18 protein-coding genes are annotated in these 21,118 nt (G+C 61.8%); 4 read left to right on the top strand and 14 right to left on the bottom strand.

Annotated elements, in window-relative coordinates:
- Positions 1-6 precede the first annotated feature (6 nt).
- From hutG to hutI, 3 genes are read right to left on the bottom strand one after another with little or no spacing between them, the layout of a single operon-like run.
- Positions 7-825 (bottom strand): N-formylglutamate deformylase, encoded by an 819-nt coding sequence (gene hutG / locus GQ59_RS18615; RefSeq protein WP_037083886.1) that lies wholly within the window; start codon positions 823-825, stop codon positions 7-9.
- Positions 826-2,361: a histidine ammonia-lyase gene (hutH, locus tag GQ59_RS18610; protein ID WP_037083885.1), complete on the bottom strand. Its 1,536-nt coding sequence runs from the start codon at positions 2,359-2,361 to the stop codon at positions 826-828.
- The gene (hutI, locus tag GQ59_RS18605) at positions 2,358-3,611 is read right to left on the bottom strand and encodes an imidazolonepropionase (RefSeq protein WP_037083884.1); all 1,254 of its coding nucleotides are present in this window, start codon (positions 3,609-3,611) and stop codon (positions 2,358-2,360) included. The genes hutH and hutI overlap by 4 nt, the downstream gene beginning before the upstream one ends.
- A 97-nt stretch (positions 3,612-3,708) precedes the next feature.
- Here hutI and GQ59_RS18600 point away from each other — a divergent pair, with 97 nt between their 5' ends.
- Together GQ59_RS18600 and hutC are read left to right on the top strand one after the other, a co-directional pair.
- Entirely contained in the window at positions 3,709-5,055 is a 1,347-nt protein-coding gene (locus GQ59_RS18600; RefSeq protein ID WP_037083883.1) for a formimidoylglutamate deiminase, read from the top strand.
- Positions 5,052-5,777, top strand: coding sequence for a histidine utilization transcriptional repressor HutC (gene hutC / locus GQ59_RS18595; protein ID WP_037083882.1), 726 nt, complete (start codon positions 5,052-5,054; stop codon positions 5,775-5,777). The genes GQ59_RS18600 and hutC overlap by 4 nt, the downstream gene beginning before the upstream one ends.
- Before the next feature lie 84 nt (positions 5,778-5,861).
- Here hutC and GQ59_RS18590 read toward each other — a convergent pair whose 3' ends face one another.
- From GQ59_RS18590 to GQ59_RS18555, 8 genes are all read right to left on the bottom strand, one after another.
- On the bottom strand, positions 5,862-6,875 hold the full coding sequence (locus tag GQ59_RS18590) for a sensor histidine kinase (protein WP_037083881.1): 1,014 nt from the start codon (positions 6,873-6,875) through the stop codon (positions 5,862-5,864).
- A complete protein-coding gene (locus tag GQ59_RS18585; RefSeq protein WP_037083880.1) occupies positions 6,875-7,579 on the bottom strand; it encodes a response regulator transcription factor in 705 nt (234 codons plus the stop codon). The genes GQ59_RS18590 and GQ59_RS18585 overlap by 1 nt, the downstream gene beginning before the upstream one ends.
- Before the next feature lie 47 nt (positions 7,580-7,626).
- Positions 7,627-9,120 carry a DUF4153 domain-containing protein gene (locus GQ59_RS18580; RefSeq protein ID WP_152564382.1) on the bottom strand — a complete coding sequence of 498 codons (1,494 nt, stop codon included), beginning with the start codon at positions 9,118-9,120 and terminating at the stop codon, positions 7,627-7,629.
- 337 nt (positions 9,121-9,457) lie between these two features.
- Positions 9,458-11,194: a M14 family metallopeptidase gene (locus tag GQ59_RS18575; protein ID WP_037083877.1), complete on the bottom strand. Its 1,737-nt coding sequence runs from the start codon at positions 11,192-11,194 to the stop codon at positions 9,458-9,460.
- The gene (locus GQ59_RS18570) at positions 11,191-12,036 is read right to left on the bottom strand and encodes an ABC transporter permease (RefSeq protein WP_152564381.1); all 846 of its coding nucleotides are present in this window, start codon (positions 12,034-12,036) and stop codon (positions 11,191-11,193) included. Before GQ59_RS18570 ends, GQ59_RS18575 begins: the two co-directional genes overlap by 4 nt.
- A 5-nt stretch (positions 12,037-12,041) precedes the next feature.
- Entirely contained in the window at positions 12,042-12,965 is a 924-nt protein-coding gene (locus tag GQ59_RS18565) for an ABC transporter permease (RefSeq protein WP_037083873.1), read from the bottom strand.
- A gap of 64 nt (positions 12,966-13,029) precedes the next feature.
- Positions 13,030-14,565: an ABC transporter substrate-binding protein gene (locus GQ59_RS18560; RefSeq protein WP_037083871.1), complete on the bottom strand. Its 1,536-nt coding sequence runs from the start codon at positions 14,563-14,565 to the stop codon at positions 13,030-13,032.
- Between the two features lie 37 nt (positions 14,566-14,602).
- Entirely contained in the window at positions 14,603-16,435 is a 1,833-nt protein-coding gene (locus GQ59_RS18555) for an ABC transporter ATP-binding protein (protein WP_037083869.1), read from the bottom strand.
- Between the two features lie 512 nt (positions 16,436-16,947).
- Here GQ59_RS18555 and GQ59_RS18550 point away from each other — a divergent pair.
- Positions 16,948-17,718 carry an alpha/beta hydrolase gene (locus tag GQ59_RS18550; protein WP_244448003.1) on the top strand — a complete coding sequence of 257 codons (771 nt, stop codon included), beginning with the start codon at positions 16,948-16,950 and terminating at the stop codon, positions 17,716-17,718.
- 97 nt (positions 17,719-17,815) lie between these two features.
- Here the strand turns inward: GQ59_RS18550 and GQ59_RS18545 are convergent, their stop codons facing one another.
- On the bottom strand, positions 17,816-18,547 hold the full coding sequence (locus GQ59_RS18545) for an SDR family NAD(P)-dependent oxidoreductase (RefSeq protein WP_037083864.1): 732 nt from the start codon (positions 18,545-18,547) through the stop codon (positions 17,816-17,818).
- A gap of 81 nt (positions 18,548-18,628) precedes the next feature.
- Here GQ59_RS18545 and GQ59_RS18540 point away from each other — a divergent pair, with 81 nt between their 5' ends.
- On the top strand, positions 18,629-19,021 hold the full coding sequence (locus GQ59_RS18540; RefSeq protein ID WP_037083862.1) for a winged helix-turn-helix transcriptional regulator: 393 nt from the start codon (positions 18,629-18,631) through the stop codon (positions 19,019-19,021).
- A 395-nt stretch (positions 19,022-19,416) separates the two neighbouring features.
- Here the strand turns inward: GQ59_RS18540 and GQ59_RS18535 are convergent, their stop codons facing one another.
- Positions 19,417-20,175 (bottom strand): iron ABC transporter ATP-binding protein, encoded by a 759-nt coding sequence (locus GQ59_RS18535; protein WP_037083860.1) that lies wholly within the window; start codon positions 20,173-20,175, stop codon positions 19,417-19,419.
- Positions 20,172-21,113 (bottom strand): iron chelate uptake ABC transporter family permease subunit, encoded by a 942-nt coding sequence (locus tag GQ59_RS18530; protein WP_037083858.1) that lies wholly within the window; start codon positions 21,111-21,113, stop codon positions 20,172-20,174. The genes GQ59_RS18535 and GQ59_RS18530 overlap by 4 nt, the downstream gene beginning before the upstream one ends.
- Positions 21,114-21,118: the final 5 nt, after the last annotated feature.

The raw sequence follows: 21,118 nt of genomic DNA, 5'->3' as shown, positions 1-21,118 counted from the left end.
TTCCCTTTATCGGTTGTTGTTTTTCTGTGACGCGAGGCCGAGGGCGATACGCTCGATCCGCGTCAGGATATCCTTGAGATGGATGCGCAGCCGCTCCGCCTTGGCCCGGTCGTAAGCGAAGGGCTGGGTTTCCGTCTCGAGATGGGTGGATTGTGCAAGTTCCATCTGGATGGCGTGGACGCCGGTTTCCGGCTTGCCGTAATGCCGCGTCGTCCAGCCGCCCTTGAAGCGGCCGTTGAGGATGCTGGTGTAACCCGGCGCCGCGGCCGTCGCGGCAAGCGCTGCCTCTTCGATGTCCGGAGCGCAGGTTCTGCCCGTGTCCGTGCCGATATTGAAATCGGGCAGGGTGCCTTCGAAGAGGAACGGGATATGCGAGCGGATCGAGTGGCAATCGTAGAGCACGGCAATTCCGTGAATGGATTTGACCCGTTCGATCTCGGCTGCGAGCGCGGCATGATAGGGCGCATGAAATTCGCGCAGCCGCCCTGTGGTGTCGGGCTCGGTCGGCGCGGCGCCCTGTTGCCAGATGGTCTTGCCGTCGAAATCCGTCTCCGGGATCAGGCCCGTGGTGTTCTGGCCGGGATAAAGGCTGACACCCTGCGGATCGCGGTTGGCGTCGATCACGTAGCGGTGGAAGGTGGCGCGCACGGTCGTCGCATCCGTCAGGAGGCCGTCATAAAGCCGATGGATATGCCAGTCCGTATCGGCAAGCAGGCGACCGTTGTCGTTCAGCCGGTCCCAGATCGCCGAGGGCACGTCAGTTCCCGTATGCGGAAAGCCGAGAATGACGGGGGAGGTGCCTTGCCGGGTCTCAACAACAGTCATCTACGCCTCCAGATCCGGCAGGATATCCGGTGACACGGATGCGGCGAGCGCGCCCGTGGCGACGAGATCGGTGGCGGCTTTCAGATCATTCGCCATGTAGCGGTCCTCTTCCTGGCTCGGAACCGCGGAGCGGATGGTAGCCATCACCTTCTGAAGTTCCGGACTGGTCGTGAGCGGGCTGCGCAGTTCGACACCTTGCGCTGCCGTCAGCGCCTCGATGCCGATGATGGTCGCGAGATTGTCGGTCATCTGGAGAAGCCGGCGGGCGCCATGGCAGGCCATCGAAACGTGGTCTTCCTGGTTGGCGGAGGTCGGCGTCGAATCGACCGAGGCGGGATGCGACATCTGCTTGTTTTCCGACATCAGGGCGGCTGAGGTGACTTCCGCGATCATCAGCCCGGAATTGAGCCCCGGCTTCTTGGCGAGAAAGGCCGGCAGTCCGTAGGAGAGGGTCGGGTCGACGAGCAATGCAATACGGCGCTGGGAGATCGCGCCGATTTCGCAGACGGCAAGCGCGATCTGGTCGGCGGCAAAGGCCACCGGTTCAGCGTGGAAATTGCCGCCGGAAACGACAGTGTCATCGGAAAGCACCAGCGGATTGTCGGTCACTGCATTGGCTTCGATCTCAAGCGTGCGGGCGACCGAGCGCAGGAGATCGAGGCAGGCGCCGTCCACCTGCGGCTGGCACCGGATGCAATAGGGGTCCTGCACCCGTTCGTCGCCCTGCAGATGACTTTCGCGGATGACCGAACCCGACAGCAGGGCGCGCAGGGCTGCAGCCGCGTCGATCTGGCCCTTGTGGCCGCGAAGCGTGTGGATATCCGGATGGAAAGGCGCGGAGGAGCCCATGGCGGCGTCCGTCGACATCGCTCCGGTGACCAGTGCCGTCTGGGCGGCCCGATGGGCGCGAAACAGACCGGCAAGCGCCAGGGCCGTGGAGGTCTGGGTGCCGTTGATCAGGGCAAGGCCCTCCTTGGCTGCAAGGACGACCGGTTTCAATCCGGCTTTCGCAAGCGCCTCGGCGGCCGGCAGCAGATTGCCTTGATAGAAGGCCTCGCCTTCGCCCATCATCACGGCCGCCATATGCGCAAGCGGCGCCAGATCGCCCGACGCGCCGACCGAGCCCTTTTCGGGGATGAGCGGGATCACGCCGGTTTCCAGCATCGCCTCGATCAGGCGCACCAGTTCGAGCCGGACGCCGGAGGCGCCGCGGCCGAGCGAGATGAGTTTCAGTGCCATGATCAGGCGGACGATGTTTTCGCCAAGCGGCGCCCCGACGCCGCAGCAATGCGACAGGATCAGGTTGCGCTGGAGTGTGGCGACATCGGTACTGTCGATCTTGATCGACGCCAGTTTTCCAAAACCCGTATTGATGCCGTAGACCGGTTCGTTGCCGGCGGCAATCTGGGCGATCCGCGCCGCAGCCTTCTCAATGCCTGCGTCGAACGAAGAAGCGATCCGTGCCGGCGTGCCGTTCCAGTAGATGTCCTGAAGCTCGCGAAGGCTCACCGAGCCGGGTGTCAGAACGATGCTCATGCGGAAACCCTCTCGCCCTTGAAGATCCGTGCCGTCAGCGGATTGAAGCCGATGCGATAGACGAGCTCGGCCGGCCGCTCGATATCCCAGATCGCGAAGTCTGCGGATTTGCCGACTTCAAGCGTGCCGGTTTCGGCCTGAAGGCCGAGGGCACGGGCGGCCTCCCGCGTGACGCCGGCAAGGCATTCCTCGATCGTCAGGCCGAACAGCGTCGCGCCCATGTTCATGGTCATGAGCAGCGATGTCAGCGGCGACGTGCCGGGATTGCTGTCGGTCGCAAGCGCGATGCGGGTGCCGGCATCGCGCAGCGCCTGGACAGGCGGCGCCTGCTTTTCGCGCAGCGTATAGAACGCACCCGGCAGCAGCACGGCGACCGTACCGGCGTCAGCCATGACCTTGGCGTCCGCCGCGGAAAGATATTCGAGATGGTCGGCCGACAGCGCACCGTAGGAGGCGGCGAGGCGCGCGCCGCCGAGATCGGAGAGCTGTTCCGCATGCAGCTTGACGGGCAGGTCAAGCGCTTTCGCCTTGTCGAAAACCCGGGCTATTTCCGCCGGTGAGAAGGCGATGCCTTCGCAAAAACCGTCGACCGCATCGACGAGCCCTTGCGCGTGCGCAGCTTCCAGACCCGGCAGCACCACGTCGGTGATGTAATCGCCGTTGCGGCCCTTGTAGGCCGGGGGTGTTGCGTGTGCGGCAAGCCAGCTCGTGACGATCCGCACCGGCCTGACTTCAGCGAGCCTGCGGGCGACCCGCAGCGTCTTGAGCTCGCCCTCGATGTTCAGCGCATAGCCGGATTTGATCTCGACCGTGGTGATGCCCTCGGCCAGAAGCGTGTCCAGCCTGCGAAGCGCCTGTCCCAACAGTTCCTCTTCCGAGAGGGCATTGGTTGCCTTCACCGACGAGATGATGCCGCCGCCGGCGCGTGCGATCTCCTCGTAGGTCGAGCCCGCCAGGCGCATTTCGAATTCCATCGCGCGGTCGCCCCCGAATACCAGATGGGTGTGGCAGTCGATGAGGGCCGGAGTGATCCAACGCCCGCCGCAATCGGTTTCGTTTTCGGGGTTCTCAAATTCGGCGGGCAGGTCGGCCTGTGCGCCGACAAAGGCCATCCGCCCGTCGCGCACGGCGATCGTACCGGCTTCGATAATGCCGAGGCCGGATGCCGAGGGAGCAAAAGTGGCGATCCGCGCATTGTGCCAAAGCGACGCGGAGCCTCCTGCAGATCTTGAAGATTTTTCCCCATCCATAAGCTTTTCGCCTTTCCTTATGGATGAACATGTATATACATAATAATCCGAGTGACAAGAAGAATTTTGGTCTCCGCGAGAAAAAGGGAAGGCGTTTATGGCCACGCTTCACGCGCAATTGGCTCTTCTGCCAGAAGGCTGGCGGCAGAATGTAAGGTTGACGATCGCGGCGGACCGGCTTGCGGGGGTAGAGGTCGGCGTTGGGGCGACGGCAGAAGACGAGCGTCACAAGGTTGTCGTGCCTGCGATGCCGAACCTGCACAGCCACGCCTTCCAGCGCGCCATGGCGGGTCTCACGGAAGTTCGCGGTCCCAGCGACGACAGCTTCTGGAGCTGGCGGACGCTGATGTACAGGTTTGCTTTGTCGATCACGCCGGAACAGGTCGAGGCCGTCGCCTCACAGCTCTACATGGAAATGCTGGAGGCCGGCTTTTCGCGGGTCGGCGAGTTCCACTATCTCCACCACGACAGAGACGGTGGGCACTACGCCAATATCGCCGAAATGGCCGAACGCATCGGAGCCGCGAGTGCCGCGTCAGGCATTGGCCTGACGCTGCTGCCGGTCTTTTATGCGCATTCCGGCTTCGGCGGTGCGGCGCCGATCGAGGGGCAGCGCCGTTTCATCCACTCGGTCGACGATTTCGCCAAGACGATGGAAGATTGCCGTCGCCTGATAGCGGCCATGCCCGGCGCTAAACTTGGCGTCGCTCCTCACAGCCTCCGCGCCGTAACTCCGCGGGAACTCGATGAGGTCGTGCGGATGGCAGGCGACGGGCCTGTGCATATCCATATCGCCGAGCAGGTGAAGGAGGTCGAGGACTGCCTTGCCTGGTCCGGCGCACGGCCTGTCGAATGGCTGCTCGCAAACATGCCGGTGAGCGAACGCTGGTGTCTCATCCACGCGACCCACATGACCGAGGATGAGACCCGCCGCATGGGGCAAAGCGGCGCCATCGCCGGTCTTTGCCCGATCACCGAGTCCAATCTCGGCGACGGCATTTTCCCCGGCGAGCTTTTCCTCGGGCAGAACGGCCGCTTCGGCATCGGCTCGGATTCGAACATACTGATCTCAGTCGCGCAGGAATTGCGCCAGCTCGAATACTCCCAGCGCCTCGGCTTGAAGAAGCGCAACGTCATAGCGCAGCCGGACGGTTCGTCGGGTCGGCGGCTGTTCGAGGCGGCCCTGTCGGGCGGCGCTACGGCCCTCGATGCGGCTGTCGGCCTGGCTCAAGGCAATTACGCCGATATCGTCTCGCTTGATGTGAAAGATGTTCCCTACCTTGCCGGCGACCAGATTCTCGACCATTGGATATTTGCGGGCGGCATTGCCGTGGATTGCGTCTGGGCGTTTGGCCGCAAGCAGGTCGAAGGCGGACGGCATATCCGGCGGGATGCGATCGGCCGGCGGTTCAGGACGGTAATGCAGGAATTGCTGACAGTATGACCAATGGCAAGGAAGCCACTCTCCATCAACGCATCTTGAGCGACATAGAGGGACGGATCGTTTCCGGCGAATGGCCTCCCGGGTATCGCCTGCCTTTCGAGGTCGACCTTGCGATTCAATACGGCTGCTCGCGAATGACCGCCAACAAGGTGCTGACGCATCTGGCAAGGGCGGGGCTGATCGAGCGGCGCAAGAAGTCCGGCAGTTTCGTGGCGCAACCGGTGACGCAGGCCGCGGTGCTTGAAATCCATAGTATCGAGGCAGAGGTCCGCTCCCTCAACCTTTCCTATTCCTACCGGCTGGAGAGGCGGGTTCGACGCGAGGCGAGCGCCATCGATCGGCAACATCTGGAGCTTTCGGAACCGGCTCCGGTCCTCGATCTCGTCTGTCTTCACCATGCCGGTGAGCGGCCGTTCTGCCTTGAGGAGCGGTTGATCAATCTGACGACCGTGCCTGAAGCGGAGGGCGAAGATTTTTCCAGTTCGGCGCCGGGGACCTGGCTCATCAGCCAGATTCCGTGGAACACTGCGGAACATCGAATTTACGCGCAGTCGGCCAGCGCGGAGGTCGCAAAGACGCTCGACATTTCCAGGAATGCAGCCTGTCTGGTCATCGAACGACGGACCTGGGGCAGCACCGGCCCGGTAACATTCGTTCGTTTCATCTATCCCGGCGACCGGCACGCACTGGTCGCCCGGTTTACACCCGGCGGGGAAAGCTAGGCGAACGCCACCGCCACCGTGCTATCGAAATCCGCATCCGCAAACGATCGCGGGGGGTGTGCTTCAGCCCGGTTTCTTCGCCTATCAGGGCGCCAGGGGCACAATGATCTCGAATTCCGTTGCCGCGCCGGTCGCCTGCCGCAGGCAAATCGTGCCGCCATATGATCCCAGCATGGTGCGGACGATGTCGAGGCCCATGCCGGTGCCGCCCTGTTCGCGACGGGTCGAAAAGAAGGGTTGAAAGACGCGTTCCCGGTTTCCCTCGGAAATGCCGCTGCCATTATCGCGCACCAGAATGGTAGCGGTTCGCGCGTCGGCTCCTACCACCAGGTCCAGTCTGGTGGCGCCGTGCTGAGCCGCATTTTCCGCAAGATTGGCAAAGACGATGCCGGCTGCTTCGAATGGCAGGGCAATTGCAGTTTGCGTGTCTCCCGACCCGAAAATTTCAAGGCCGGGAAACCGGTTGCGCAGCAGAGGCAGGACATCTTTGGCGCACGTTTCGCCCTGAGCCACCGGAAGCTCCGCCTGGGCCAACTCCCTCAACCTCGACAGCAAGGCGTCGAGCCTTTCGGCATCGGCGATGATATTGTCAAGAAAATGCAGGCGTTGGGCTGTTGTCATCGGCAGGTCGGCCCGGTCGTCGCGCAGCAGTTCGGCAGCGCCCCGGATCGCGGTCAACGGCGATTTGAGTTCGTGAGAAACATGCGCCGCAAAGGAGCGGACATATTCGGTGCGGTCGACCAGCCTGCCCGCGAGGTCGAGGAGGCTTTGCGACAGTGTCGCGATCTCGCGCGTTCCATAACGTTCCAGTGGCCGGATTGCCGCCTTGCCGCCGCGGGCAATCTCCTCGGCGCGGGCGATCAGCGCATTGATGGGGCGGGTTATGGTGCGGGCGAGCACATAAGCAACCGCGAGCGTCAGTATGAGGACGACGACCAGTGCCGCTGTTTCGGCAGGCGTCATCCGGATCGAGGTCGTTTCCGTGGCACGAAACCAGACGATGATCAGGACCGGCAGTGCCATCACGGCCAGAAGCACCGCGTACACGATCAGCGCCAGCGGCGGCCGCCATTTCGTCCGCACCCGTGGCGCCGTCATCACGCCTTCCTCCCGAGATCGTTGCCCAACCTGAAACCGACGCCGTGAACGGTAGCGATAATGCCGCTCGCGCCCGCCGCCGAAAACTTGGCCCGAATGTTGCGAATATGGCTGTCGATCGTGCGATCCGCGACATGGATGCCGGGGCCGTAGGCCGCCGCCATCAGCTGTTCGCGGGTGAACACCATCTCAGGGCGGGAAAGCAGCGTGTCCAGAATGGAAAATTCCAGCGCGGTGGTCGCGACAATGGTGCCGCTGAAGGTCACGGTCCTGCCCGCCCGGTCGAGGCTGACCTCTCCGGCGAGAAGGATAGTCTCACGGTTGTCGAAACCGCCGCCATTGCTGCTGCGCTTCAGGATCGCCTTGACGCGGGCGACCAGTTCGCGCGGGCTGAAGGGCTTGGTGACATAGTCGTCACCGCCAATCTCAAGCCCCAGCACCCTGTCGATCTCCTCGTCCCTGGCGGATAGGAACAGGATCGGAAGCCCGGATGTCTTGCGGATCTGCCGGCAGACCTCCAGACCATCCATTTCCGGCATGCCGATATCGAGAACGATGAGGTCGATGTTTCCCCGATGGAAGGCCATCATCGCTTCGGTGCCGTTGCGGGCGGTTGTCGATACCAGGCCGGCGCGCTCCAGGGCAAAGCAGATCACGTCGCGGATATGGGGTTCGTCATCGACGACGAGGATGCGATGCGCCATGATGGGTCCTGCAGAAATTCACCGTCGCTGTTGTTATCGTTCTTCCTCTATCTTGCAATGCCTGCAGGTAAACGGAGATAGGCCTCGATCCGCTCGGCGCGGAAACTCCAGCTCCGCCAGTCACCCGGCCTGAGCGCAAAATCATGGACAAGCGACTGCCGGACCGACAGCGCCCTGTGCTTCTTGTCGATCGCTTCGCCGGGCAGGGCGGAGAGATAGAGATCAAGCGCCGGAATGGCGGAAGGGCCGAGCGACGACAGATAGTCGATATCGAGCGGAACGCCCTCATGGCTGAGTTCCAGGCTGTGCGTGACGTTAAAGCGGGCGATGAAGGCCGGAAAATCGATGAAGGCACTGAGATAGAGCACGCCTGTCAGCACGGCGATATTCGTGGCGATCAGCCATTGGTTGGATTGGCGCAACGCGATCCGCAGCAGGATCAAGACAAGGCCGACGGCAACCAGGCCCATCCATATCCCGGCGGCAACGCGCAGTTCCGTCAGCGAATACACCTCGACATAGAGGTCCAGGCGCAAGATCGACGACAGGCAGAGAAGCACGTTCTGGCCGATCCAGACATGGACGAGGCCGCGGATCAGAGGACTTTTGTCGCCTGGGCCGCCCCGACGCATGGCGATCAGGACGAAAGCTGCGGCAAGAAGGGCCGTGGCGATCAACGGATAGGCGCCGCGATGGGCATATTCCGCATGAGTCATCCCATCCGGCAGCGCGACACCGCCCCAGAGATAGACGAGATCCAGCAAGGTCTCCATGGCAAAAAGCGCATTGAAGAGGAGCAGCGACCGCAGAAGCGAGGCATGGGTGAGAAATGGAATTTCGGTGGGATCCGCGGCCGTGTCGCCTGCCCCGCGTCGAACGATCCGGCGCTTGAGGCGCGGTCGCAGCATGGCCCATACAAAGGCGGCCATCGCCAGCCAGAAGCCGATCCGCCACAGATCCATGAATTGCAGCAGGAATGCGAGATCGATGCGGCGCAACGCGTCTTCGATCAGCGGATTGGCGATGGCGAAGAGAAGCAGGAAAACGGAAGCGAGAATGAGCGGCACCATCCAGATGCCGAGATTCCGCCAGACTGCGGCAAATGACGAGCGTTCGGCCCGCGAGGCAAGATGTTTTTGGCAATCCTGCAGAAGTCGTAACGGGACAACGAGGATAAAACGAAAAAGAACCGGGGGAAGACGGCTGAGCCGCTGCGGCACGAGCCTGGCGCTGGCCAGCGCGACGCACATGATCGCACCAATTGAAACGGCAATGCCCATGGGTGATGGAGTTTCGACGAGCGGCGCCGCAGCGAGAACCGAAAGGCCGAACAAGAGGGCCGTCGTCAAGGGCCGCGCACGCCGCTTTGCCGACAAGAGGATCGCGGCGGTTACCAGAATCGCAAACAGGAAGAGGTTGAGCCCCGGCGCCTGGCCGAAGATCAGGAAATCCGAAACCGCCACGACCGCGAGTGGCGCTGCGATCCGGTTGGCGCCACGTGCCTTGGGCATCGGTGCCGTCAGCTTGTCAGTTATTTGCACTGCCGGTCCTCTCTCTGACGCCGCCCTGGATCACGACGAAAATAATCGCCGCGCACTGGTCAGGGGGAATTCCTTCTGGCTGGCGATCGTCAACCAGCCACCATCCGTCATTGCGGAGGCGATCTGGAAGTGTGGAGGGAGTGATGCGGGGCGGGGTGCTGCTCTTGTTCATGACAAGAGAATGCAGGGCCTGATTGCAGAATCTGTGCAGGCGGCAAGGAGTAATTCAGGAGACTGGCGAGGCCGCGGTTCGCGCTTTTCGAAGCGCGGCCATCCAGCGAAGAAGCATGGTTCTCGCTGGATGGATTTCATCCGAAATCGGGTAACACCGAAGGGCTCAGACCGCGGGTCCCGAGGCCTGCGACGGTTCCTCGATCGCCTGGATCGCGTCATAGGCGGAAAGCACGGTCTCCATCTGCGCTGTGTGGCCCTGAATGAAGGCCGGGCCGTAGATGGTTTCGTCCGGATATTCGGTGATCAGCGTCAGCGGAACCGTATGCCGGTCGTCGATCGAGATCAGGCAGGGGAAACCGTTGATGATGCGGAAGCCTGTCTCGCCGGCATGGGTTTCAAAAAGCTTGATCTGCGCGGCGTTATAGGCGACGAGGCCGGGAATGGCGGCGAGGTGGCGGCTGACGCGGTCGATCAGGATTTCGGCCTGCGCCGTCCATTCGGTATGATGGCGCATGATGAGGAAGAAGCCCTTCGGCACCGTCCACATCGCGAACCCGCGCGGTACGTAGCCGGAAAGTGGTCGCGTCCATTCATGGGAAGGATAACCGTGCAGGTTGACGTGCAGCTTCGCACCGCTCAGCCTTTCTGCTTCGAGGCGGATCGCCTTTTCGAACAGTTCCTTGCCCGAGCGGTATTCGAGATCGTCGCCGAGCGCGGTATAGCGCGCTGCATGGTGCATGTGCAGCGGGTTTTCTGCGCGAAGCCGCCAGTGGACCTGGTAACCGTCGGGATTTTCGAGCGGGGATATGACGAAATGGGCGTTCGGTCTTGAACTCAGCGTCCGAGCGGCACGCAGTGCACCGACGATGCCGGTCGTCTCGTTGGGATGCTGGCCGCCGCTGATGATGACGGGTTTGTCGCCGCCCGCGTGATAACGGGCTTCGATTGCACGGCCAGTCCGAGAATGCGCTTCGAAGGCGACGCCGTTTATGGCTGTGAGTTCCCGGCGGATCTGAGAAACCGGGATCGGCGACACCGCGCAGGCGAGGCGCTGCGGCTCAGCCACCGCCTCGGAGGTCCAGAGCGGCCGGGTTTCGATGCGGACCGAGATGGTTTCGCCTTCGCGGATTTCCGGAATGATCTGGCCCGGCTGCAGACCGCGGTCGCCGATCGGCCGGCCGGATTTCTTCTGGAAGACTTCCAGAAGCGAGAAATAGAAATCCTCATGCAGCGCCTCGCGAAGGCTGACGACTTCTTCGCCGACGGCCAAGCACCGGTCTTCGGCCGGCAGGGTGACGGCGATATTGAGTTCGTCGAAATAGGGCTCCTTCGTCCCCCAGTCATGAGCAGCGACGGCTTCCATGGCCGAGGAGAACAGGAGTTCGTAATCTGTTTCCAGCCGTTCGCCGGTGCCGCCGTCAACCGCCAGCCAGCCGGTCGGTGACAGCAATGTTTCGCCGATGAAATCCGTGTGGAGCCGGTTCGGTGCGAAGACCTTGTGTGTCTCGGTGCCGCCGTCCCTTGCGGTCAGCGTTACTACGTAAAATGCATCTTCGGCCCCGGCTTCGAAGGTCAGCCGTGCCGTTCCGACAAGACCGGCGAGCGGATAGGCTTCCAGCAGGAAACGGTTTTTCGGGCAAGCACGATGAACGGGGTAGACGATATGCAGAGCCGAGAGGTTCTCGAGATCGACCTCTTCGAGAAGAAAATGCAGCAACGGCTTGTAGGCACTACGGAACTTCGCCTCGACGCCCGTGGTGGCGAGTCTCGCCTCGGCCTGCCGGCGGCTCTTCTCGTCGTCAAAGACCCAGGCTTCGATCTTGGTACCCTTGGCGCCGGAAAAGCGGGCGACGAGGGTGTCGAGCGTGCGCTCGACCTGCTTTTCGTGGATCAGTGTCATGCGGATGTTCTGCCTGTGGGATCGAGACTGTCGCGCAGCCAGTCGCCGAGGAGGTTGAGGCCAAGGACGGTGAGGAGGATGGCAAGACCCGGGAAGACGCTGACCCACCAGGCGGTCTGCAGATAGGTGCGGCCTTCGGCGAGCATGCCGCCCCAGCTCGGGATCGTCGGGTCGATGCCGAGGCCGAGGAAGGTGAGGCTTGATTCAAGCAGGATATTGGTGGCGACGTTCAGCGTCATCAGCACGATAACCGGGCCGATCAGGTTGGGCAGCAGGTGCTGGACGATGATGCGCCAGTCCTTGACGCCGATGGCGCGGGCAGACAGGATAAATTCGCGCTCGCGCAGCGTCAGCACCGAACCTCGCACCAGTCGGGCATATTGCACCCATTGCGAGACGATCAGCAGGATGATGGTGTTCGCCAGCCCGCCACCGACGATGGCGATGAAGGTGATGGCGAGCAGGATGAAGGGCATTGCCAGCTGGATATCGGCAAAACGCATTACCAGCATGTCCCATATGCCGCGGTAGTACCCGGCGATCAGGCCCATGACGACGCCGATGGTGACGCCGCCCGCGACCGAGACGAAGCCGACCATAAGCGAGATCTTGCCGCCGGCCATCACGCGGGCGAGCACGTCGCGCCCGAGCGGATCGGTGCCGAAGACATGCGCCGGCCTGACGAAAGGCGGCACGAGGCGCGACATCAGGTCGATCTTTTCGGCGCCGCCGGGAAAGATCACGCCGGAAAGGATGACCGCAACCCCTATAATGCCCACCAGGAAGGCGCCAAGGACAAATTCGAGTTTCAGGAAATTCGAGGAAGCAGCGCGCGAAGCCATGGCTCTCACTCCGTCCGGATGCGGGGATCGACGAGCCCGTAGGCGATGTCGACCAGAAGGTTGATGCCGATGATCATCAGCGACAAAACGGTGATGACTGCCTGCAGCACCGGATAGTCACGGGCTCCGACGGCGTCGAAAGCGAGCGTGCCGAGGCCCGGCCAATTGAAGACGCGCTCGACCACGACGATGCCACCGAGCAGGCCGCCGAACTGCAGGCCGAAAAAGGTGATCAGCGGAATGGCGCAGTTTCGAAGCGCGTGCTTGTAGAGCACCGCGTTTTCGCTGAGGCCCTTGGCGCGCGCGACCATGATATATTGCGAGCGTAGCGTCTCCAGCATGGTGGTGCGCACCAGGCGGACATTGGTCGCCGTCAGGATGATGCCCATGGTGATTGCCGGCAGGATGAAGCTTTCAAATCCGTCCATGCCGCTTGGTGGAAGCAGGGGCACGGCAATCGCGAAAAGCAGCACCAGCATTGTGGCCAGCCAGAAATTCGGAAACGACAGGCCGACGAGCGACAGGATGCGGATCATCTGATCGACCCATTTGCCGCGTGCCGTGGCGGCCTTGATGCCGAGCGGAATGGAGATGACGATCGAGACGATCAGCGAGGTGAAGGCGAGCGCCAGTGTTGCGGGCAGCGCCTTGCCGATCAGCAGAGAGACCGGCGTGCCGCCGAGGAAGCTCTTGCCGAAATCGAGCGTGAATATGCTCTTCAGGAAATTCAGATATTGAACGAAGAACGGCTCGTTGAGGCCGAGCCCCTCGCGAATGCGCACGAGATCTGCCTCGGTGACGCTGCCGGCACCCTGCGTCAGCATCAGCGCCGGATCGCCGGTGAGGCGGATCGCGAAGGCAACCGTCAGTGTCACGGCGATCACGACGAAAACCGCCTGCAGCAGGCGTTTTACCAGAAATGCGGCCAAATCTCGTTCCCCTCTTCTTGTCGGAGCCGCCGCCTCTTTTTCGAAGGCGGCGGCTCGCGAAGTCTTAATCGACGGTGACGTCGGTGAACTTCAGACGGCTGTCCGGCACGGGCGTGAAATTCTTCACGCGCTTGCTGATGCCGAAGATGGCGTTCAAGTTGTAGAGCGGCATTTCCAGCGCCCGGTCGGCCGCGTAATGGGCGATTTCCTGCAGCACCTTTTCGCGCTCGGCCACATTGGTGATGGTGCGCTGCTTGGCAAGCAGTTCGTCCATCTTCGGGTCGCTGTCGTAGGGGTTCCACTTTTCCTTGGTCTTGTACATCGCGACCGCAGTGTTGTCGTAGTCGAGCGTCCAGCCGCCCCAGGACTGCTGGAACATCGCGCCCGTCTTGCCATTCGGGATGATGTCGTTCAGCAGAACGTTGGTCTCATAGGGCTTGATCGTCGCGGTGATGCCGATCGTCTGCAGGTAGGCGGAGATCGCCTGGGCAACTTCGATGAAGGTCGACTCGTTGCCACGAAGGTCGATCTGCAGCGCCGTGCCCGGAGCGACGCCGGCTTCCTTGAGGAGCGCCTGGGCCTTGGCCGGATCGTAGGGAAGCGGCTTCATCGCCTTGTCGAAGCCGAAGGACAGCGGTCCCTGGAAGCTTGCGATCGGCTGTGCCTGGCCGCCGAGGATCGACTTGATGATCGCGTCGCGGTCGACGCCCATGATCAGCGCCTGGCGGACCTTCGGATCCTTGGTGATGCCGTCGCGCGTATTGAAGCGCAGCGCATAGACCGTCGGCCCCGGAGAGGTGACCACGGCAAGCTTGGCATTGCCCTGGATCGTCGGGATCATGCCGATCGGAATGGTCGGCGGAATGACGAGATCGACGCGGCCCGCCTGCAGTTCGGCAACCGCTGTCGCCGGCTCGGAGATGAACTTGTATTCCAGATCCGAAATCTTCGGAGCACCGCCGAAGTAATCGGGGTTGGCGGCAAGAACGATGTTCACCTTGGGCTCATAGGAGACGAACTTGAAGGCACCGGTGCCGACCGGATGGGCGTTGAAATAGGCGTCGCCCTTTTCGGCAATGTATTTCGGCGGAACGATCATGCCGCCGTAACCGGCGAGCTTGGTGAGGATGACCGGATCGGCGACCTTCATCTTGAATTCGACCGTGTTGGCATCGATGATCTCGACGCTGCCGATCGAATTGTAGTTGGACTGTTGCGGCCCCTTGGCGCCTTCCGGACCGAGCAGGCGGTCGAAGGTGAACTTCACCGCTTCGGCGTCGAAGGCCTCGCCGTTGTGGAATTTTACGCCTTCACGCAGCTTGAAGCGGATGCGCATGCCGTTATCGAGCACTTCCCAGGAAGTCGCGAGACCCGGTACGAGCTTCAGGTCGGGGCCGCGATAGGTGAGGCCGTCGAAGATATTGGTCGAGACCGAGGCCCAGTTGACCAGGAAAGTGTCGATCGGATCCCAGCTGCCCGGATCCTGCGGTGAGGACACCGTCAGCTTGCCGGCGGCGAGAGCCGAGACCGGCGCGAAAACCGTGCCTGCGAGCGCCATCGCCACGAACGCCGTCCGCAAACCCCTCTGCATTTTTATCATCGTTTTTGCTCCTGTTGAAAAACCGAATGTCGAATCGTCACGCGCTACGGGCCACATAATGGCCTGGCGCGATCTCCTCCCGGGCGAGAAGCACCGGTTCGTTACCGACAGCCCGGACCGGGCTTGGAATGTCGCCCTCGATCATCGCCAGCGGCTTGCGCCGGCGCGGATCGGCGACCGGCACGGCAGACAGAAGCCGGCGCGTATAGTCGTGCGAAGGCGTTTCGAAGATCTGGCGGCGATTGCCAAATTCCATGATCTGACCGAGATAGAGCACCGCCACCCGGTGGCTCATCTTCTCGACGACGGCCATGTCGTGGCTGATGAAGAGGTAGGCGAGGCCGCGCTCTTCCTGCAGGTCCATGAACAGGTTGATGATCTGCGCCTGGATCGAGACATCGAGCGCCGAAAGTGCCTCGTCGGCGATGATCAGCTTCGGCTTCGAGGCGAGCGCGCGGGCGATGCAGACGCGCTGGCGCTGGCCGCCGGAAAATTCGTGCGGATATCGGCGAGTATGGGCGGAGGTTAGGCCGACCCGTTCGAGCAGGGCATCGACGGTTTTTGCGATTTCCTTCTCGCTGTCGAGAAGGCCGTGGGTGCGGATCGGCTCGGCGACCGAGAAGCCGACCGTCTTGCGCGGATCGAGCGAGGCGAACGGATCCTGAAAGATATATTGCACGTCCCGGCGCAGGTTGTGGCGCTCGGCCATGCTCATCGCCGACAGCGGTTTGCCCGAGAAGGTGATATTGCCGGCCGTTGCCTTCTGGAGCTGCTGTATGGTGCGGCCGATCGTCGATTTGCCCGATCCGGATTCGCCGACCAGTGCCAGTGTCTCGCCCGGATGGATGTCGAAAGAGACCTTTTCAACCGCATGGACGCGGTGCGTGACCTTGCCGAGCAGGCCTTTCTTGATGTCGAAGCGCACCACGAGATCGCGCACTGACAATAGCGGAGCGGCATCGTAGCGGGCGGTATTCTGGATGCGCTCCACACCCGAGAGCTTTGGTTCGCCGTTTTCGAGCACGGTCAGCGGCAGGCGCTTGGGAAACTCCTCGCCGGTCATGCTGCCGAGCTTCGGCACGGCTGCGAGCAGCGTGCGCGTATAGGCATTGCTAGGCCGTTCGAAAATATCGAGCGCCTTGCCCGTTTCCACCGCCTTGCCCTTCCACATCACCACCACGTCGTCAGCCATTTCGGCGACAACGCCCATGTCATGGGTGATGAAGATGACGGCGGCGCCGAGTTCCTTTTGCAGATCGCGCAGGATATTGAGGATCTGCGCCTGGATGGTGACGTCGAGCGCGGTGGTCGGTTCGTCGGCGATCAACAGCCGCGGCCGACAGGCGAGCGCCATGGCGATCATCACGCGCTGGCGCATGCCGCCGGAAAGCTGGTGCGGATAACGGGTCAGGAGTTCCGCGGCATCGGGCAGGCGGACCATGTCGAGCAGCCGCTTCGCCTCGGCGAGCGCCGCACTGTTCGACTTGCCCTCATGCAGCTTCAGGATCTCGGCCACCTGGTCCCCGATCGTGAAAACCGGGTTTAGCGAGGTCATTGGCTCCTGGAAGATCATCGAGATCTCCTTGCCGCGGATGCTGCGCATCTTCTTCTGATCGAGCTTCAGCAGATCGATCTCGCCGGCTGCGGTCTGGAACAGGATGCGTCCGGTCGGATAGTTGGCGCCGAGCATGTCGGCAAGCCGCATGATCGACAGCGAGGTCACCGATTTGCCCGAACCGGACTCGCCGACGATCGCGACCGTCTGGCCGGCCGAGACGGAGAAACTCAGGTTCTCGATGACGCGGGAGGCGCCGAACTCGACCGACAGGTCGTCCACGGCCAGAAGAGGGGTGGAGGCGGTTGGCGTCACGCGGGGAACTCCCTACCGATTGCGGCGGCGCAGGGCGCCTGATTGACGGCATCGGCAACGGAATTCACGAGATGCTCGTGACGTTTGGCGTGGCGGTTGCCGGCAGCCACCCCCATCGGTACCCGCTTGCTTTCCGGGCTCCCAATTTCTGTCGGTCTTTCCGTCAACTGCCTCATCCCTGCCTTGATAAGAATATGTCATCACTTTGTCGACAATTTGTCAACGGCGCTTCTCTACGGCGGGGTGAGGTCAGGCTCTTTCGCGCTATTTGGTGGCGGAACGAAATCGATGTCACGTCCGGAGTCGGCCCGATGCGGCCATTCGCACGCGATGAGAGAGGATTTCCAAGTAGGTATACTCGCCCATATCTAGGCTAAACCAGGTGCGTAATTGATATCAGATATCCGCCGTGTATCTATCGGCTCCATCATGAGCAATGTGATGAAGCTGCCCGGAAAAAACGGACGGCACCCGATGCGCATCAGAGATAGTGGAAAGGCAATAGGATGACGATGAGGAGACTTCTGGCTAGCGCTCTGTTGGTTCTGTCAATTTCCAGACCTGCCAGTGCCGATGGGCCTGCCAAAGTTGTTGGATCTGCCAATGCCGCTGCGACCAATGTTGTGCTGGTGCATGGTGGGACCACGGACGGCTCGGGGTGGAAGGATGTCTATCATATTCTACGGGCGAAAGGGTTGGCAGTCACTATTGTAGAACTGCCGCATACAAGCCTCGAAGATGATATAGCGGCGACGAGACTGGCTGTCGCCGTCCAACGCGGCCCCACCGTTCTGGTTGGCCACAGCTACGGCGGTGCCGTTATTACCGAGGCCGGTGTCGCACCCAACGTCAAGGCATTGGTATACGTCGCGGCTCTTCAACCCGATAAGGGCGAAAGTCTGGCTGAGATCAGCAGCCGCTTTCCCATGGGCATGGACATGAAGATGCTCGACGACAAGAGGTTCGTTCCAAATCCAGCGAGCTATCATGACATGATCGGTGCGGACCTTCCGCGCGACGTCACCGATTTTATGGCTGCGTCGGCCAAGCCGATGAGGGTGGATACATTCCAGATCCGGTTCCAGCATGCTGCATGGCATGACAAGCCGTCGTTCGGCATCGTGACGACCGAGGACAAGGTCCTCTCACCCGACTTTCTGCGGTGGATGTATCAGCGCACAGCCACGAAGGTGAGGGAAGTGAAGGCAAGTCACATGGTCTATATGTCTCACCCGCAGGTGACCGCCGAGGTCATTCTTGAGGCTGTCAGCTCGGTAAAGTGACGACAGGCCGAACGATGGCTTGGATGAATTGGTGGTCATCGAGCGCGTGTTGCTGTACCCGACCTACTCGAGATCGGGTACACCTTTCGACAGACCCTTAGACCTGCCGCAAGCCGCCGTCGACGCACAGTTCAGCACCGGCGATGTAGCTCGCGTCATCGCTCAACAGGAACAAGGCGGCCGCAGCCACTTCTGAAGGCCGAGCCATTCGGCCCATCGGGATCGGAGCGACAATTGCCGCGCGAGTGTCTTCCGCGACAGCAGCCATCATGTCCGTATCCGTCGGGCCAGGTGCAACGACGTTGACGCGTACACCTTTGGGCGCGAGTTCTGCCGTCCAGGTTCTGGCGTAGGATCGAACGGCCGCTTTGGTGGCGGCATAGGTTCCGTACGAAGAGTAACCCGCGTTATCGGCGATGGATCCGACGAGGACGACCGCCCCACCTCCTGTCATCGCCGGGAGAGCCGCCTGCAGGCCGAAAACCATCCCGCGGACGTTGACGCCAAAGTGGCGGTCGAAGTGGTCCGGCGTTATTTCGGCGATCTGCGAAGGCTCGGAAAGACCTGCATTCAGAACGAGCGCGTCAATACGACCGCATGCTTTGCGCACTCTTTCGACAGCCTCCACCATGTCTTCCGGAGAGCTTGCGTCAGCGGTAATACCGACCGCGCCATTGCCGATGCCTTTCGCCGCCTTTTCAGCGTCTTCACCTCTACGACTGGTGATGAAGACACTTGCCCCCTCGGCGGAAAGCCGCTCTGCAATCGCCAGGCCGATACCCTTCGCGCCACCGACGACCAGAGCCACTTTGTTATTCATTCGAGCCATCGTAAATCCTTTCACTGAATGGTCTCGCAATGATATACCCTGGATACCTGATATCAATTACGCACCTGGAATAGCCTAGATATGGATCAGTATACCGACCTTGAAGCGCTTTCTCATCGCGCGCTTTGCGACATGGCGCAGGTTCGTCCGGTGCTCGACAAGATCGCTGACAAATGGACGATCCTGATACTGACAGTGATCTGTCCGAAACCTGCGCGGTTCAACGAACTTAAGCGGCGTCTCGATGGGATCACTCACAAGGCTCTGGCCGACGCGTTGAAGAGACTTGAGCGGAATGGTCTTGTGACGAGGACGGTGCTCCCGACGCAGCCGATCGGCGTTGAGTATGCAATCACTCCACTAGGCCATTCACTGCGGGAGCCGTTTGAAGCATTGTGCTTGTGGGCAGCGGCCAACGGCGACAAGGTCGAGGCAGCCACGCTGAGCTATGACAATACGGCAAATCGTCGTTGACGGCGTCCCTGTGTCCGCTTCTGGCTGGTTTCCAGCCAACGTTGCTGCCGCCCTGCTCATGCAGGCAGCGTTTCGTCCGCAGGTCACAAACTTCGGACCTCACTTCGCAGCCCGCGCTTTCCTCCGGGATCGGCACTTGGCCCTCCCACGATGGGGTCCAGTAGAGGAGGTGGTCCAATCTGTGCTGCATCCTCCTCCGCATGATGGTTGTGCCTGGTTCCGACAGGCGACTTGTATTATCGGCAGTGCGGTGAGCCTCTACCTCCGCGGGTGAGAAAGGGTACGATGCCGATTGGCCCACCTATGCTGATATCCCCGATGGTCTGATGGCGAAGGTTCAGATGGTCTCTACTCGGGCAGTTTCAGTTGTTTCCGCCCCGTTGAAGCTTCCCGACCTAGCGGAAATGCAGGACAACCGGCATATCGTCGAACGTTTCCACCCGCATCTGGAAACCGAAGACGGCTTGCAGGGTTTTGGGCGTCAGCAAGTCGGAAGGCGTGCCGTCGGCGACTATTCGGCCGGATTTCATTGCGACGATCCGGTCGGCATGGGCGCTCGCCTGGTTGATGTCGTGCAGCACGATGACGATGGTCTTTCCGTTTTCGTCGGCGATCCTGCGGAGCGAACGCATCAGTTCCCGGGCGAAAAACATGTCGAGATTGTTGAGCGGTTCATCGAGCAGCAGGTAGTCCGTACCCTGGGCAAAGGCCATCGCCACCAGGGCCCGCTGCCGCTGGCCGCCGGAAAGGGTTTCGATAAAGCGGTCGGAAAGATCAGTCAGGTCGAACTGCTGCAGCGACTGGTCGATGATCGCGTAGTCGTCAGGCGTCAGGCGTCCGCGTCCATGCGGAAAACGGCCGAAGCCCACGAGTTCGCGCACGCGCAGCCGGCTGGTGACGATCGAATCCTGCCGCAGGATGGCGAGGATCCGGGCAAGATCACGGCTCGGTGTCGTGTCGACAGGGAAACTGTCGACGCTGATCCTCCCGGCCTGCAACGGTTGCAGCCTGGCGATGAGCGACAGGAGCGAGGACTTGCCCGCGCCGTTCGGCCCGACCAGGGCGGTGATGCCGCCCTTCGGGATCGTCAGCCAAATGTCGTGAAGGATCTGCGTCTGGCCGTGCCGCAGCGAGACGTCTTCTATCCGGATCATTTGCGGCTCCCGAAAACGAGCAGAACAAGAAAGGCGAAGCCGCCGACGAATTCGATGACGACGCCAAGTGTCGAACTGCTGCCCAGCCCATGCTGAAACAGCGTCTGCCCGCCAACGAGGATGATGACGGCCGTCAGCATGGCGGCTGGCATCAGAGCCGCGTGGCTGCGCGTGTCGACGAGACGTTCGGCAAGCGCCACGACCAGCAGGCCGAAAAATGCGACAGGCCCCACCAGCGCCGTCGAAACGGCGACAAGCGCCGAGACGAGCAGCAGCAGCCCGGTAACGTTGCGCGACCAGCTGATCCCAAGGCCGGTTGCCGTATCGGCGCCGAGTGCCATGACATCGAGCACATGCCGGGCCCTCCAGGCAATCACGATGCCGGCGATTGTGAGGATGGCGGCAAAGGCGAGAAGGTCGGTGCGGACGTCGTTGAAGTTGGCGAAACTCGCGCCCTGGACGACGGCGAAGTCATTGGGATCGATCAGGCGTGCCAGCAGCGAATTCAGGCTGCGGAACAGGATGCCGAAGATGATGCCGGCGAGCAGCATCAGACCCATGTCGGTGCGGCGGCGGAGCATCGGCAAGAGGAGGCCCGTTGCCAGTGCCATCAGTACGATAATCTCGCCGCCGAACTTGAGCTGCGCGTCGAGCGCCGCATAACCGAGCCCGCCGAGCAGGAAGACGAGCAGGATCTGGCCGAATAGGTAAAGCGCGTCGAGACCCATGATCGACGGTGTCAGGATACGGTTGTTGGTGACGGTCTGGAAGATCACCGTCGAGACGGCGATCGACACGCTCACCTGCAGAAGCGCGGCAAGCTTGATGGCGCGCAGGGCGAGCACGAAGCCGATATTGCCGCGCAGGCCGATCGTCATGAAGGCGACGATGCACAGAAGTGCCGCCCCGGCAAGACAGAGAAGCCGTCTATCGGGCATGTGCC

Origin of the sequence: Neorhizobium vignae (assembly GCF_000732195.1) — a bacterium.
Taxonomy (GTDB): Bacteria; Pseudomonadota; Alphaproteobacteria; order Rhizobiales; family Rhizobiaceae; genus Neorhizobium; species Neorhizobium vignae.
The sequence above is the reverse complement of the archived record's forward strand: the minus strand, read 5'-3'. Positions and strand labels throughout refer to the sequence as shown.